Below are 15597 nucleotides of genomic sequence, written 5' to 3' on the forward strand. Positions count from 1 at the left end.
GTTGTATAGACATTTATTTTCATTCGTTTGCCCGTGTCAACCGGCTTTACGGAAATTGTTATTTATTTGTGACGACTTCCCCGCCGGGCGCGGGTGAAATATGCAACTTTTTCGTATTTCATCTTCCCGTTTCGCTCAACTTAGTATAAAAAAGCAGGCTATTTCGATCATCCCGTTAAGACTCGCGAAGCAAGGAGCTTTCCCTTGAACATTTCCAGGATTTCTCGTCTGGCGTTGGCACTCGCCTTTGGCGTGACACTGTCAGCGTGCAGCTCAACGCCACCTGACCAGCTGCCCTCTGAGCAGGCCGCACCAGGCACGGCATCTCGCCCTATTCTGTCTGCTGGCGAAGCGAAGAACTTCACCGCTGCACATTATTACACTGCCATGGACCCGAATGCGGCACCGTGGACCCCTTCTTCTATTAGCGTTCCTGCACAGCCTAACTTCGTGGTTGGCCCGGCAGGCACGCAGGGCGTGACGCACACCAGCATTCAGGCTGCCGTTGACGCTGCCATTACGAAACACAGCGCATCACGCCAGTACATCGCAATTCTGCCAGGCGAGTACGAAGGGACGGTCTACGTTCCCGCCGCACCGGGCAGCATTACGATTTACGGTACCGGTGATAAAGCGATTGACGTGAAAATCGGTCTGGCGATCGACTCAGAAATCGACCGCAACACCTGGCGTCACCTGGTGAACCCGGCCGGTAAATATATGCCGGGCAAACCAGCGTGGTATATGTTCGACAGCTGCCAGAGCAAGCAGAGCGCCACTATCGGCATGATGTGCTCGGCGGTGTTCTGGTCGCAGAACAACGGCCTGCAACTGCAGAACCTGACCATCCAGAACACCCTGGGTGATAGCGTGGATGCGGGTAACCATCAGGCTGTGGCGCTGCGTACTGACGGCGACAAAGTTCAGATCAACAACGTGAACATTCTGGGTCGTCAGAACACCTTCTTCGTGACCAACAGCGGTGTGCAGAACACCCTGCAGAATAACCGTCTGACCCGAACTCAGGTGACCAACAGCTATATTGAAGGTGATGTGGATATCGTCTCCGGTCGCGGCGCGGTGGTGTTTGATAACACCGAATTCCGCGTGGTGAACTCCCGTACTCAGCAGGAAGGTTACGTGTTTGCACCTGCAACGCTGTCCAACATGTTCTACGGCTTCCTGGCCGTGAACAGCCGCTTTACCGCAGCTGGTGACGGCTTGGCGCAGCTGGGACGTTCACTGGACATCGACTCTGCCACCAACGGTCAGGTCGTGATCCGCGACAGCGTGATTAACGAAGGCTTTAACATGGCAAAACCATGGGCCGACGCGGCGATCTCCAAACGTCCTTACTCCGGTAACACCGGCGCGATGGATGATAAAGGAAACGTGCAGCGCAACCTGAACGACGCTAACTTCAACCGCATGTGGGAATACAACAACCGCGGTCTGGGCAGCAAAGTGGTTGCAGAGCCGAAGCAGTAATCCCGAACGCCGGGCATAAAAAACCTCGCAAATGCGAGGTTTTTTGTTTCAAGCGGCTTAGTGCAGTCAAAACGTCCTTCCCTACATAAGAGCATGCTGGCCAGTATTAAGCCATTCCCAGGATTCCTGGTTTTCTAGGTTAATGATTTTGAGACTGTGGAAAGAATGGATGGTGGCATACATGGCAAAGAAACTGGACAACACAGCCCCGAGCAAATAGATCTCCCCTTCGCAAATAAACGGGGTGGGATTAACCCATAATGTAGTGGACATTCCCCGAACAGGTACGCCTTTAAACAAGCGGTCTATCGGCTCGGACACCATCTTTTCGATGGCGTCCAGCTTATTCGAAGAGAGCCGTGCGTGATGAAAATCATTAATTCCGGGTAAATCAAAAGTACTTAACACCTGAATCAACGCCTCTCTGTCAAGTAAAGAGAGATAGTTCAGGTTCATGCAAGAGAGCAGGGACCAGTGCATAATTCCGTTAGTCATTGGATAAAGCGGACGAGTCGGACGCGTAATATTACTGAAAGAGGCAACAGCTGGGTTTTTGTCTATGGGTATGCAAATATCACCAACCTGAAGTGAAGCTGGTTGCATTCGATTGGTGCAAATAAGCGAGACATTGAACACTTCGACGTTAACTGAGGTTCGTTCCGGTGTTCTGCCATCTCCATGAACAAAAGCAATAGAATGATCCAAACCTTGCTGAAAAAGAGACGTTTTTGTACGGTGTTGCCAATAAACGACTTCACGACGAAGATTATACTCGAGCTGATGCTGAAATCCTTCAAACTGCGGCCAGATACGCGTTCTGTCACCCGTTCCAGGTGTTTCGTCGAGTGCAATAATTTTGCTGGAGACTGACTTCACCTGAAAGACATCATAGAGTTCAGGATTTTGATGGCTTGCGCGTAACTTAAATTGTGCCGTGCTTTCATCCGGACTAATAGGTTCAGCATTGTGGGGGAAAAGATTAATTGCCGGCGCACAGTATAAGCGCAATGAACTTTTGCTTAATTTTTTTTCTGTGGGTAATGGCAGGTTAAAGTGTAGACACAATGTAAAAGCTTTGACTGGGAAATTATCGGGCAGCAAAGGTACACCTCGCATGCGGAAGAAGTAAAAGCTTTCCGGAAAGCAAAAATACTCATGAAGCACCCGAAAACCACTATGAGTGTTTTCTGGCCAGGGAAGCAGGGCATCATTATGTTCGAATCCCACAGCCTCAAGCCACAAATCAGGCAAATGCAGTCGACTCTCACCGGAAACGAGTTCTGCATCCATCAGGTGCTGACTGAACCATAAATAAAGTTGATATCGGGTGTAATCATCTTCATTGCCAAGCCAAAATGTCAGCTTGTTCAAGTCCAGCGAACATGCGTTAATGCCTCCATCTGTAAAAAAATCGATTTCGATACAACCTTTTTTCAAACTACTTGTATTTCTCACATCTGCGATAGAAAGGGGTTGCAGCCAGATGTCACGCGCTAGTGTAAATCGGCACGACGGAGTTCCATGGCCAGTATTTTCTGCCAAAATTTTACGCCCAGGAGACGTTACACGTACTGCTCCTGAACAAATGAGCTCATTACGTCTAACACAAACGGGTGCAGAAAGTTGAGTAGCTAAAGGTTTGTATTCGATTACCGCCATAGAGGGCACCGGACGTAGATAATTAGCCCACAGCATATTAATCAAGCTATTTGTAAATTCAGGAAATTCATCCTCCAGTTTTTGCCGCAGACCACCAGAAAGAAAAGCGAAGGCTTCTAGCAGACGTTCAACATCCGGATCTCCCTCCTTTTCGGTCAGAAAACGCGCCAGATGAGGTTTTTCCTCAGCGAGCAGCTTTCCGAGCTGACGCAGATAATCCAACTCCTCCCGATAATAATGTTCTTCAAAAGACATTAGCTTTACTCCATTCACTAGTTTGGATAATTATCCAACAGAATCTCAAACTCTCGGATATCCATTCCTTTTCCATGGCACTCATTCCTTGTTAAAGATCAATCATGCGACAACTGAAGCATCGACTAGATGAATGTTTTTATAGTCAGCTTGCATACCTTCCCCGGCAATGAATTGTGCGGGTAATGTGAAAAACTTGACTCTCGCATAAAATTTAATGGCATGGATTTAATATTAACATATTCATGAAAAGAAATATTACCGAAGACTAACCCCCCATTTATAGACATCAATGTTCTCAAAAAAAATTAGTGTACTATCACATTAAATCACCATCCTCATTTTTACAATTAGCATGATAAACTCAAGGGACACCTGAAAACACACGCATAGATAAAATATATGCAACACAGTTTTATATTCAAAGAAAAAATACATTACATAGAATACAAATAATATAGAATACCTTCACCCTGGATGATGTTGTAAGCTAATACATGTTCCCCTTTAGACTATAACAAACATAAATCCCGTTAACACGAGTAAGAGAATAGCGGTTCGACGGGCGGTGGGCACATGAAAGATTCGATTATAGTGAACAACATTAAGGGTATTGGTTAATACAAACAGTATATGGCCGATATGGGCTGCAAGCGTATTAATGAATGCCCATAAAAGTAAAAAGGCAGTGAGTTCTGAACTCTATTTTATGGGAGATGGTGGATGCCGGATACTTCGGCGGTAGCGTATTTAAAATCAGACGTAGCACAGTACAGTCACTGATGCCTGAAAGTGGCATTTCATATGGATATGCAAAGGGGGTTATATGTCCTTAAAGGGGTTGCGTTTTACGTTAGAAGTAGACGGACTGATGGAGAAAACTACTGCGGTAGTCAGCTTTAGGCTGGTTCAGTCGTACTCCAAACATTTCCTGCTGAAAGTGGATATCGCCAGCAGCCTTCCTGATTTGACAGCTACAGATTTTCTCGAAAAAAATGCGGTGTTAACCATCTGGGATGGGATGGTTGCGCAGCGTTACATCCGAGGAATTGTCACCGCTGTCACCCTGAGTGAAAACAATCACTGGCAAATGGGATACCATCTGATCATCTCCCCTCCCCTTTGGCGTAGCGGTTTACGGCGGAACTTCCGTATATTCCAGCAGCAGGATATTAAGACCATCTCTTCCACATTATTGAGTGAGAATGGTATCACTGAATGGACACCCGTTTTTTATAGTGAGCACCCAACGCGAGAGTTCTGTGTACAGTACGGTGAAAGTGACCTTGCTTTTCTAACTCGTCTTTGGTCGGAAGAAGGGATTTTCTTTTTTGACTGGCACGCCCCCTCCGGTGAAGAGCAAAAGTTGGTGTTGTGCGACGACGTGGCAGGTGTGTCGTCAATGGGGGCCATTCTTTTTAATCCTAATGTAGCGGCAGGGGAATCTGCCGAATGTATCTATCAGTTTAGATATCATGCACAGATACGCCCTTCATCAGTAGAAACCCAGGATTACACATTCAAAACTCCGGGCTGGCCAGGCTACTACAACCATGCTGGTGAACATTTGAATGGCCAACTGACGCAGTATGAAATTTTCGATTATCCTGGACGGTTTAAAGATGAGCAGCACGGACAGGATTTTGCACGTTATCAAATAGAAGGCTGGAGGCATGATGCAGAGATGGCGATCGGCTACAGCAACTCCCCCAAATTATGGCCGGGAAAGCGTTTCTCTTTGACGGAACACCCATCTGATCTGTTGAACCGTGAATGGCAAGTTATGGGAAGTGTACTGACAGGGGACCAGCCACAGGCATTGCATGGAAGTCAGGGGGCTGGAACAACGCTTAGTAATCGCTTTGAGGTCATACCAGCAGACCGGACATGGCGCGCAATACCGCAGATGAAACCTTCCGTAGATGGGCCACAAAGCGCGATTGTCACTGGTCCTGCAGGCGAAGAAATATTTTGCGATGAACATGGCAGAGTGCGGGTTCGCTTTCACTGGGACCGCTACTGTCCGGGAAACGAGGATAGCTCATGCTGGGTACGCGTATCACAGGCATGGGCAGGAACAGGATTTGGCAACATTGCAATACCACGTGTTGGCCAGGAAGTGATTGTAGATTTCCTTAACGGTGATCCAGACCAGCCAATCATCATGGGCAGGACGTACCATCAGGATAATCGCTCACCAGGGAATTTGCCGGGAACAAAAACGCAAATGACGATACGGTCAAAGACGTATAAGGGTAGCGGGTTTAATGAGCTGCGTTTTGATGATGCAACAAACCAGGAAGAAGTTTACCTGCATGCACAAAAAAATATGCAGGTTGTAGTACTCAACAGCAAAGATGAACGAGTGAATTATGACAGGACTGTAAGCATCGGTCATGATGAAAATTTGGTAGTGGCTAATGACCGCAAAGTCACTGTGGACGGAAAGCAGGATCACAAAACAACAAAAGACCATGTCAGTCTGGTGGAAGGTAACCATGGTTTAGAGGTCAAAGGCGATCTCGCCCGGAAGGTCGCCGGTGCTCTCGGCATTAGCGTACAGGGGGACATTGTTTTACAGAGCGACAGCAAAATTAGCCTACGAGTTGGCAGCTCTTTTGTAGTGATTCATTCAGGTGGAGTGGACATAAAAGGTCCAAAGATAAACTTGAACGGACTCGGTAACCCAGGAGAAGTTATCTTACCAATGCGCCCGGTAATACTGAAAGCTGCCGCGGGAAATGGAACGATATTTGTATCCCATTGCCCGAAGGATGGCGTCTGATGGAGATGATAGAATATGCGATTGTGGATGGTGCAATCGAATCAGACCTGGTCAATTTTCTAAAAGAAACGATTCCGCCACATTGTTGCTTGTATGCAGAACCTGTTCAGCCGGAACTGGTTGCACTAGCACCCTATCTTGTAGTGGTCACTGAAGAAGTGAATACCTGGCTAAACGAGAAAACAACGCCATGGGGGATATACTTTAAATCCGATTTGTCTTTACGGGAACTACAGCAGCATTTCCGTCGCTATTTATGGGTGATGATCCCTGAACAAACTAAACCTGTCCTCATGCGCTTCTATGATCCGAGAAATATCTGGGCGTTAACTACAGTTTTAACACCTCGTCAGCTTAATTTATTTTTAAAACCAGTGTCCCAGGTAAGTAGCAGTTATGATGGGATATATCATGAGGATAATTTTTCCGAAGTTAGAGTCCCAGACGATAACAACGCTAAGTTGGTGTCTTTCACTATGCTCTCTCTGAATTACAGGCAATATCAGCAACTAGAACAGCAGGCTCATAAAAACTATCTGGACAAGTTATCAACTTTTATTATTGAAAATAAAGAAAACACAAATTTAATAACATCAGAAAACAATAAAGCAGCAATAAACCTGGCAGAGGAATACTTCTTGTACTGCAAGTCATTAAATATCACGGATGATCATTCCATCAGAATTATGACGATGTTAATGCTAAAGAATAATATCAGTGACACTAATGATATTCCTGACTCATGGAATGAACTACTCAGTAATAAGTCATACCCTGAACATTCTCGAGTTCAACAACTCGCTTTAGGGGAACTTGGCTTTATTCCACAATAAACAAAAGGAAATAGTTTATGGCATCTCCATCTTCAACCGCAGGAAAGGCGTGTGCGGAATGTGGTCTTCCTGATCCCTGTATTCTTGATGTGATAACGGATTTTCCAGCTAATAAGGAGAAACATATTTGGTCAAAAGAAGGTACAGCTCCGTTTAAAATACTCGACAAAGGCTATGGATGTGAGGGTGATATCACTATAGTGTGCCAGTGTAGCAAGAGTGGTTCACATGACGCATGGCTAGAGGAAGCATCAGGAAATCATGATTCCAAACTAACAACTGACGGAAATCCCAATAGCGTTACGCTGCATTTTAAAGGAGAGAAAAAAGATATTGATGTTGTTAGTGCATTTCGCTCTCCCTGGGAATATCTAAGTTCAATAACCACTCCGCTGGATATCTTTGATGAACCTGCTCATTATACCGTAGTCGTTGACGGTTGCTACGAGCGTAGCCGATATGCACAAATCTACGTTTACCCTACAATTGAAATTCGTTTTACTACAGGTCTAAGCTACGAAATAATCTCCTCGAGGCGGGAAAGAACTATTAAAGAACGTCGTGATGAAAGAATAAAATCTCGCGAAGCCATGGAGAATACAAAGCCTAAAAATAAAAATAAACTCCGTGATGGATGGCAGAATTCTACGGCTCAGTTCGAATGGTCAAACAAGACAACTTTAACTGTTGATTTTGGTATTAAGATCGGTAATGTTGAATATTCACACAAATATGAAGAGGAAATAAGAAAATTACGGCAAATAAAAACCCTAGAACAGTTAAGGAGAGTCGATTCTCTGATTGAAAATATCAACAAATACTTCGCTCCTGATCCTGAAAATCAAGACGGCACACGAAAATACTCTCTATTCAATGCTAAAATAGAACCTGCAAAAATTGGGATTTCATATGCCTATCAATATATCGACATTAAGGATGGCCCTTGTCATTTCTATGGTTTATTTGGTAAACCTTTTTTAGAAGCAAAATTTAAATTTGACATCATCTCTTTTATTTGTGCCTACTGTAAAATTGACGATCTTGTCAACAGATGCCGTGATTATCTCAAAAAACATGGAACTAGTGTTGAATGCTATATCGAGATTGCTACGGGAATTAATCTTAACCTTGGTTCTGTCTATGTTGAAAAAGATAAACAGTGGGATTTTAACATAGCCAAGAAGAATCAAATTTATTTGGGTTTAAAAGGAGTAGTCAGTGCAACATTTGAGGCCGAAATTTTTGTTGTAAAACTGACCGCAAATACTAAAGGCACTATAGGAGCCATTGCCGGATTTGAATTTGATCCACATGATAACGGTCTTGACCTTGCTTTATATCATGATGGTATTAAAGGTACGTTTGAGTTTATGGCTGATGTAAGCTATAGCCTTGACGATGGTGATGTTCAAAATGGTAATAAAAAAACAGAAAATAAAGTAAAGAAGGAATGGCAACTATGCGCAGCTCTAAAACCATCAGAATCGCCATTGCGCATTAATTTATATGGAAAAATACGTTGTATAAAAAAACCAGAGATTACGCCACCAGTGCAAACAAAACCTTGGGCGATGGGTACTAATCCTTTATCAAACAGTGGTGAAGGAAATGATAATAATCATAATACAACACATTACTAACTAAACGGAGATTGCGATGAAAGCAAAATATTTTGTAACAGTCATTTTTCTAACAGGAGGTATTATGGGCACAGTACTTTATTCAGGTGATAGCATACAGACCATTCGCACTCGATTTAATATTAATGATGCATATTGCGCTATCAAAACTAATGGCGTTACCGGTTTTAGTAATCGACGCTCAGCGTGGATAGAAAATGGTGATTCCACCGGCGCGATTTCCAGCACGAACGCAATGATGATGATGGAGAATGGTGAAAATGAAATCAGCCTTGAAATTGGGGCGTTAGGTTGGTTTTCCGATAAACCGGCCGATGCAGAAACGCGGGCCACGTTTTCGCCTGAAGCAGAGTGCAGTCTGGATGTGGTTCATTCGGTTGAGAAAGATGAAATTACATTGTCATCTATCAAAGTGACAATCAACGATCAGGGAATTCCTGAGACACAATCAGACAGCCAGCATCCCATCACACGAAAAGAGATTCTGGCAGAACAGGCTGCGCCTGGCTTTATTGATCCAGATTACTTTGATGAAACCTATTTCCCTAAGGGAATGAAAGTCTTTCAGTTTACCCAAAAGATTACTGTAACAGGGCTCCCTGACTGGATCTGGACCCGGGCAACTCCGTTTAATGGCAGCGATGAACAGATACAAAAGTTAAAAGCCGCCTATACGGAAATGGCTGAAATTATCCGCTCCGGAGATCGAGTACGCCTGAAAGAATTTGACCGCGAGGCGCTGAAAATATGGTCTGCCACGACCCCAAGTAGTGAGGATGAGATATTACTCTCATTATATAAAAAAGAAAACCTAGAAGATAAAAAAATAAAAATGCTCTCTATTAGATGGGATAACTATGCTGTTCGGGTAATGAATAAAGGTCGTATGGTACAGTTATATAATAAATCAAAACCACTTTTATCACCTTTGACTTATACTTATATCCGTGATGATGGAAAGAAAGTTATGAATACCTACGCACCAATATTTTCCTTAATCAATGGTAAATTCATCCCAGTGGTTTAATTCTATAATTATTAGTACCAATTCAAGGTTTTTATAATGAGCTTAACAAAAGTGGCAGCATAGCATATATATTAAAAACCTCATATTTATAAACATGAAACCATTCACATGAAGATAAAATACAAAAAAAGAATTTTTTTAATGACAGGAATCATCGTGGGTGTAGTACTTTATTTAGATAATACTACTAAAACTATCCGCAGCCGATTTAATATCCAAGATGCATATTGCGCTATCAAAACTAATGGCGTCACCGGTTTTAGTAATCGACGCTCAGCCTGGATAGAAAATGGTGATTCCACCGGCGCGATTTCCAGCACGAACGCAATGATGATGATGGAGAATGGTGAAAATGAAATCAGCCTTGAAATTGGGGCGTTAGGCTGGTTTTCCGATAAACCGGCCAGTGCAGAAGCGCGGGCTAAGTTTTCGCCTGAAGCAGAGTGCAGCCTGGATGTGGTTCAATCGGTTGAGAAAGATGAAATGACATTGTCATCTATAAAAGTGACAATTAACGATCAGGGAATTCCTGAGACACAATCAGACAGCCAGCATCCCATCACACGAAAAGAGATTCTGGCAGAACAGGCTGCGCCTGGCTTTATTGATCCAGATTACTTTGATGAAACCTATTTCCCTAAGGGAATGAAACTCTTTCAGTTTACCCAAAAAATTACTGTAACAGGGCTCCCTGACTGGGTCTGGACCCGGGCAACTCCGTTTACCGGCAGCGATGAACAGATACAGAAGTTAAAAGCCGCCTATATGGAATTGGCTGATATTATTCGCTCAGGAGATCGAGCGCGTTTGAAAGAATTTGACCGCGAGGCATTGAAAATATGGTCCGCCACAACCCATAATAATGAGGATGAAATATTATTATCATTGTATACAAAAGAAAACCTTGAGGAAAAAAAAATCAAAATACTTCCTATTATATGGAAAGATTATGATGTCAGAGTTATTAATAAAGGTCGGATGGTACAATTATACAACAAATCAACCCCAGCGTATTCGCCGATAATATTCACTTATGGTGACAAACAGATGAGTAGCTATGTTCCAGTGTTTTCATTAATTAATGGTAAATTTGTCCCGGTTGTATAGATATAAATTTTACCCGTCATATTTATTATGTAATGTGACGGGTATCACTGCAACTCAATAATGCATCAGTTAATCAGTAATTCTAACATTTGCAACTGAAAATATAATATTCTGATTACGATTATTTCATTCAAAGGAAGGTTAAAATGCCTTTAGCGGCCAGAGTCACTGACAAAGGTACCCAGCATGATGGTTACCATGAAACCACTATCACAGCGGGTTCTCCCACTGTATTTATTGACAATCTCCCCTCAGCTCGTCTGGGGGACCCACTAACACCACATGAAAAGCCTTTACATCCGCCCCACTCCCGCAAAATAAGCAGCGGTTCATCAAGCGTTTTTATTGACGGATTACCCGCGGCAAGAACTAACGACACCATTGATTGCGGAGGTGTAATTATAGGTGGTGGAACCGTTAATATCGGGTAGATAGTTATACTTCATCCTGAGTGCATATATTTTTATAATATACTGAAAAATAAGTGAAATACATAAAACAATATTTGTGAGGTTCATAATCAACATCTGAATAGGATGGATGCCTATCCGCTCTCCCTCTCCATGCTAATTTTAGAAAAACAAAAGGACTATGATATCTATATGGACAATGATTACTCAAAAACAACCGAAGATTTACTTCGAATGGGACTTAACGCAATTGCTAAAACAAGAGAAGATAAAAGAATAATAAGAGAGAGTATATTATCTGAAACACGGGAATCAGGCTTAACTATAAAAACACGTAGTGAGTGGGGTGCAAAGAAAGCCCAAGTATCTGATGGTGATGACTGGAATTATTCGGCAATAGTATTACATCATGCAGGAAATAGCTATTCTTGTGATGAAGATTCCTTAAACAAGTTACGACAGGCCGAGAAAACGGATATCAATAGCTTTGGTCACTTAAGTTATCATTATGCAATTGATTGTCTAGGCGTAATCTTTGAAACATTAGATATACGCGAAAAAGGTGCTCATCTAAAAGGTGCCAATACAGGGCATATTGGAATAGTGTTTTTATCTGATTTTAGTTTACCAGGTGAGGCCGGAAAGTATGGTCCATCGCGATGGGACAGCCTCAGTGAGTTTTCAGGGCAGTTTAAGGATGACTGGGATCAATCATTTGACTTACCAACAATTCAACAAAAAAACGCGATAGAAGCTTTGGTCAAAATACTTATAAAACACTTCCCGATTAAAGAGTTAGGAGGCCATAGAGAATTTGCTACGTTAAATGCATTGGGAAGGGCATGTCCAGGAACTTATGGACTTCAAATTGCGGCCAGCCTAAGAGCACAATTTAATCTAACTTCTCCTGGTGAAAAATAGTTTCATATATAGCAAATCGAGGTTGGAGAATGCCAAATAATTTACTTTCCAATGCTATTTTTTTTATTGCATGTGCATATTTTTTAATTGGAATCGATAAAGAGCCTTACTATGAAGAGGGCGATTTACACTGGATCCCGGTCGTTTTCATTAAACACGATATAGCCCTCAATCTAATTTTTGAAATGCCAGTATCTCCAACGGAAGTATTAAGAAGCTCATCCCTATCCCCCGCAAAAAATAACGAACTTGCTAATTACTGCAAGATTAGATATGGCAATGAATTAATGGAATGTAAACAAAAAATAACAAAAAAGATGCTCCTTAACGGGTTTTATATTCCAGACTAAAAAAGAAGATATGTTCAATGAAAAAAATCGCCGTCCCCTTCAAAGACAGGGCTGCCCGTCAGTTGAAAAAAACCTCGCAACTGCGAGGTTTTTTGTTTTTACGCCGCTTAGTGCGCGTTTACCACCACCCACATTGGGCCCTGGCCTACGGCATAGCGGCCTTTCTCTTCCAGCAGGCCCTGCTCGCCTTTGATTTCATACAGCGCGATGTGGTGGGATTTCTGCCCCGCCGCCACCAGGAATTTACCGCTGTTATCAATGTTAAAGCCGCGAGGCTGGGTTTCGGTTGGCTGGAAGCCTTCGATTGCCAGCACGCTGCCATCTTCAGAGATACTGAAAATGGTAATCAGGCTTGAGGTTCGGTCGCAGGCGTACAGATGACGACCATCCGGGGTGATGTGAATATCCGCCGCCCAGCGGGTGTCAGTAAAGTCTGACGGCATCATGTCCAGGGTCTGAACGCGTTCAATCTTGCCGTTCGGATCGTTCAGTGCCCACACGTCGACAGAGCTGTTTAGCTCATTCACCACATAGGCGTACTGCTGATTCGGGTGGAACACCATGTGGCGCGGGCCTGCGCCCTCAACGGTGGTGATTTCCGCCGGGGTCTGCGCGGCCAGGTGGCCGTCGTCGCTCAAGGTAAACAGGCAGATTCGATCCTGTTTCAGCGCCGGAACCCACAGCGTGCGGTTGTCCGGAGAGATATTGGCCGAGTGGCAGCCTTCCAGCCCTTCAACCACTTCCACGCTGTCGCGCGGAAGGCCATCTTCCAGACGCGTGACGCTCACACAGCCCGCATTGTAAGAACCGCTGAAGATGAACTGGCCTTTGCGATCGGTCGAGATGTGCGTCGGGCTGCCCGGGAGCGGCGCTTCGGCGGTATAGGTCAGAGCACCATCGTCCGGTGCAATGCGGTAGGCCAGCACACGAAACTCAGGACGCACGCCTACGTACAGAAAACGTTTATCCGGGCTGACAACCATCGGTTGCACCTGTCCCGGCACATCAACAACCTGCACCAGCGTGAGCGAGCCTTCCGCATTCAAACGCCAGACGTGGATCTGCTGGCTCTCAGGACTGGCGGTATAAACGGTTTGTTTCATGAATACTCCTCTCCTCACTGCGCGTGAAAGTGATTAACTTTTTAACGGTGAATGCTGAATTTTAGCCTGGCATTTTGTGGGTCACGCCTCTCGGTGTACCATCCCCTAAGACCATAATTCAACATTAACCCGGAAGAACAAATGACCTCGCGTGTGATTGCTCTGGATTTAGACGGTACGCTGTTAACCCCGCAAAAAACCCTGCTCCCCTCTTCGCTCGAAGCACTGAAACGTGCTCAGGAAGCGGGATATCAACTCCTGATTGTTACCGGTCGACATCACGTTGCCATTCATCCTTTTTATCAGGCACTGGCGTTAGATACACCTGCAATTTGTTGTAATGGCACTTATTTGTATGATTATCATGCAAAAAAGGTTCTTGAGTCCGATCCGCTGCCGGTGACTGAGGCGTTACAACTGATTGATCTGCTGGATGAGCACGCCATTCACGGCCTGATGTACGTGGATCACGCCATGCTCTATGAGCGCCCGACCGGGCATGTCATCCGTACCAGCAACTGGGCGCTGTCACTGCCCGAGGCCCAGCGTCCGGTCTTTACGCAGGTCTCATCCCTACGCCAGGCGGCCGCCGACGTCGATGCTATCTGGAAATTTGCCCTGACGGACGAAGATACGAACAAGCTGAACGCGTTCGCGAAACATGTTGAGCAGACGCTGGGGCTGGAGTGCGAATGGTCCTGGCACGATCAGGTGGATATCGCGCGTAAGGGCAACAGCAAAGGCAAACGCCTGACGCAGTTTGTTGAATCTCAGGGCGGGTCGATGAAAGACGTGATCGCTTTCGGGGATAACTACAACGACATCAGCATGCTGGAGGCTGCCGGCACTGGCGTGGCGATGGGCAATGCCGACGATGCCGTCAAAGCGCGCGCCAACGTGGTCATTGGCGACAACACCACCGACAGCATCGCGCAGTACATTTACACCCATCTGCTGTGATCAGGCGGTGATCGAGACACTCTTGATCTGCGCGTAAAGCCACAGGCCAGGTTTGATGCCAAGCTCATCCCTGGCCCACGGGCTGATGCGCGCCCATAGCTTTCTGCTGCCCACTTCCAGCTGTACTTCCACCTGGCCGTTATCGTCCACACACTGGGCCACTTTCGCGCGCAAAATATTACGAATACTGGTTTGCAACGGCGGCTGGAGGACCAGAGAAACATCCGACGCCTGAATGCGTATACGCAGCGCGGATTGCAGCGGCTTGTCGATCTTATTGACCCACAGATGCTGATCGCCCAGCGCCAGCGCCGTCATGGCGTAGTGCGGATGGTGCTCCAGCACGCTGACCTTCAGGATGCTGCTCTGCTGCTCTTTCGGCAGCCACGGATACATCACGCTGCTGCCCCACACCTCTTCCAGCGGTCCAAAGGCCTTCACGCTGCCGTTTTCCAGCACCAGCACGTTGTCCGCCAGATGCAGAATCTCGTCCAGCGAGTGGCTGACGTAGAGCATCGGAATGTTAATTTCCCGCGCCAGGCGTTGCAGATAAGGCAACAACTCGCGCTTACGCGGCAGATCGAGCGACGCCAGCGGCTCATCCAGCAGCAGGAGTTCCGGTGCGGTTAACAGCGCGCGGCCAATCGCCACACGCTGTTTTTCACCGCCGGAGAGCGACGACGGGAGCCGGTCCAGCAGCGATTCAATGCCCAGCAGCGTGACCAGATTATCAAACTGACCGGCCATGCTTTTCGCCATGCCGTAGCGCAGATTGCCGCGCACTTTATAGTGCGGAAAAAGGCGCGCGTCCTGGAACACATAGCCGATGCGCCGTTTTTCAGGGGCCAGGTAAATCTTATTTTCCGCGTCGTGAAGCACGCGATTGTTCAGCGCGATCCGCCCGGTTTGCGGGCGCGTCAGCCCGCTGATGGCATTAATCAGCGAAGTTTTTCCCGCGCCCGAAACGCCAAAGACGGCGGTAATTCCGCTAGCGGGCAGCGTTTCGTTGAGCACCAGACAGTGGTTACCGAGCGTTTGAGTAAAGTTGAGTTCCAGCAT

Annotated in this window: 13 protein-coding genes; 10 read left to right on the forward strand and 3 right to left on the reverse strand. The window is 45.5% G+C overall.

Going from position 1 to position 15597, the window contains the following annotated elements:
* Positions 1-204 precede the first annotated feature (204 nt).
* Entirely contained in the window at positions 205-1488 is a 1284-nt protein-coding gene (locus ETG88_RS09960; protein WP_129035327.1) for a putative acyl-CoA thioester hydrolase, read from the forward strand.
* An 81-nt stretch (positions 1489-1569) separates the two neighbouring features.
* On the opposite strand, the gene tssF is transcribed toward ETG88_RS09960, so the two are convergent.
* Positions 1570-3402: a type VI secretion system baseplate subunit TssF gene (gene tssF, locus ETG88_RS09965; protein ID WP_129035328.1), complete on the reverse strand. Its 1833-nt coding sequence runs from the start codon at positions 3400-3402 to the stop codon at positions 1570-1572.
* Between the two features lie 826 nt (positions 3403-4228).
* On the opposite strand from tssF, the gene ETG88_RS09970 reads away from it, so the two are divergent.
* From ETG88_RS09970 to ETG88_RS10005, 8 genes are all read left to right on the forward strand, one after another.
* Entirely contained in the window at positions 4229-6187 is a 1959-nt protein-coding gene (locus ETG88_RS09970; RefSeq protein ID WP_129035329.1) for a type VI secretion system Vgr family protein, read from the forward strand.
* Positions 6187-7020, forward strand: coding sequence for a DUF4123 domain-containing protein (locus ETG88_RS09975; protein ID WP_129035330.1), 834 nt, complete (start codon positions 6187-6189; stop codon positions 7018-7020). The genes ETG88_RS09970 and ETG88_RS09975 overlap by 1 nt, the downstream gene beginning before the upstream one ends.
* A gap of 17 nt (positions 7021-7037) precedes the next feature.
* On the forward strand, positions 7038-8660 hold the full coding sequence (locus ETG88_RS09980) for a hypothetical protein (RefSeq protein ID WP_129035331.1): 1623 nt from the start codon (positions 7038-7040) through the stop codon (positions 8658-8660).
* Positions 8661-8724: 64 nt separating this feature from the next.
* The gene (locus ETG88_RS09985; protein ID WP_129035340.1) at positions 8725-9687 is read left to right on the forward strand and encodes a hypothetical protein; all 963 of its coding nucleotides are present in this window, start codon (positions 8725-8727) and stop codon (positions 9685-9687) included.
* A 141-nt stretch (positions 9688-9828) separates the two neighbouring features.
* On the forward strand, positions 9829-10794 hold the full coding sequence (locus ETG88_RS09990; RefSeq protein WP_129035341.1) for a hypothetical protein: 966 nt from the start codon (positions 9829-9831) through the stop codon (positions 10792-10794).
* A gap of 146 nt (positions 10795-10940) precedes the next feature.
* Positions 10941-11225, forward strand: coding sequence for a type VI secretion system PAAR protein (locus tag ETG88_RS09995; protein WP_129035332.1), 285 nt, complete (start codon positions 10941-10943; stop codon positions 11223-11225).
* A gap of 105 nt (positions 11226-11330) precedes the next feature.
* Entirely contained in the window at positions 11331-12125 is a 795-nt protein-coding gene (locus ETG88_RS10000; RefSeq protein ID WP_206732578.1) for a peptidoglycan recognition protein family protein, read from the forward strand.
* 29 nt (positions 12126-12154) lie between these two features.
* Complete coding sequence (locus ETG88_RS10005; protein WP_129035333.1) at positions 12155-12475, forward strand: hypothetical protein; 321 nt, start codon at positions 12155-12157, stop codon at positions 12473-12475.
* A gap of 107 nt (positions 12476-12582) precedes the next feature.
* Here ETG88_RS10005 and pgl read toward each other — a convergent pair whose 3' ends face one another.
* Positions 12583-13578 (reverse strand): 6-phosphogluconolactonase, encoded by a 996-nt coding sequence (gene pgl, locus ETG88_RS10010; RefSeq protein WP_129035334.1) that lies wholly within the window; start codon positions 13576-13578, stop codon positions 12583-12585.
* 141 nt (positions 13579-13719) lie between these two features.
* Here pgl and ETG88_RS10015 point away from each other — a divergent pair, with 141 nt between their 5' ends.
* Positions 13720-14538, forward strand: coding sequence for a pyridoxal phosphatase (locus ETG88_RS10015; RefSeq protein ID WP_129035335.1), 819 nt, complete (start codon positions 13720-13722; stop codon positions 14536-14538).
* Here ETG88_RS10015 and modC read toward each other — a convergent pair whose 3' ends face one another.
* Positions 14539-15597 (reverse strand): molybdenum ABC transporter ATP-binding protein ModC, encoded by a 1059-nt coding sequence (gene modC / locus ETG88_RS10020; protein ID WP_100777148.1) that lies wholly within the window; start codon positions 15595-15597, stop codon positions 14539-14541. It abuts the gene before it with no gap.

Source organism: Lelliottia nimipressuralis, from assembly GCF_004115925.1.
GTDB lineage: Bacteria > Pseudomonadota > Gammaproteobacteria > Enterobacterales > Enterobacteriaceae > Enterobacter > Enterobacter nimipressuralis.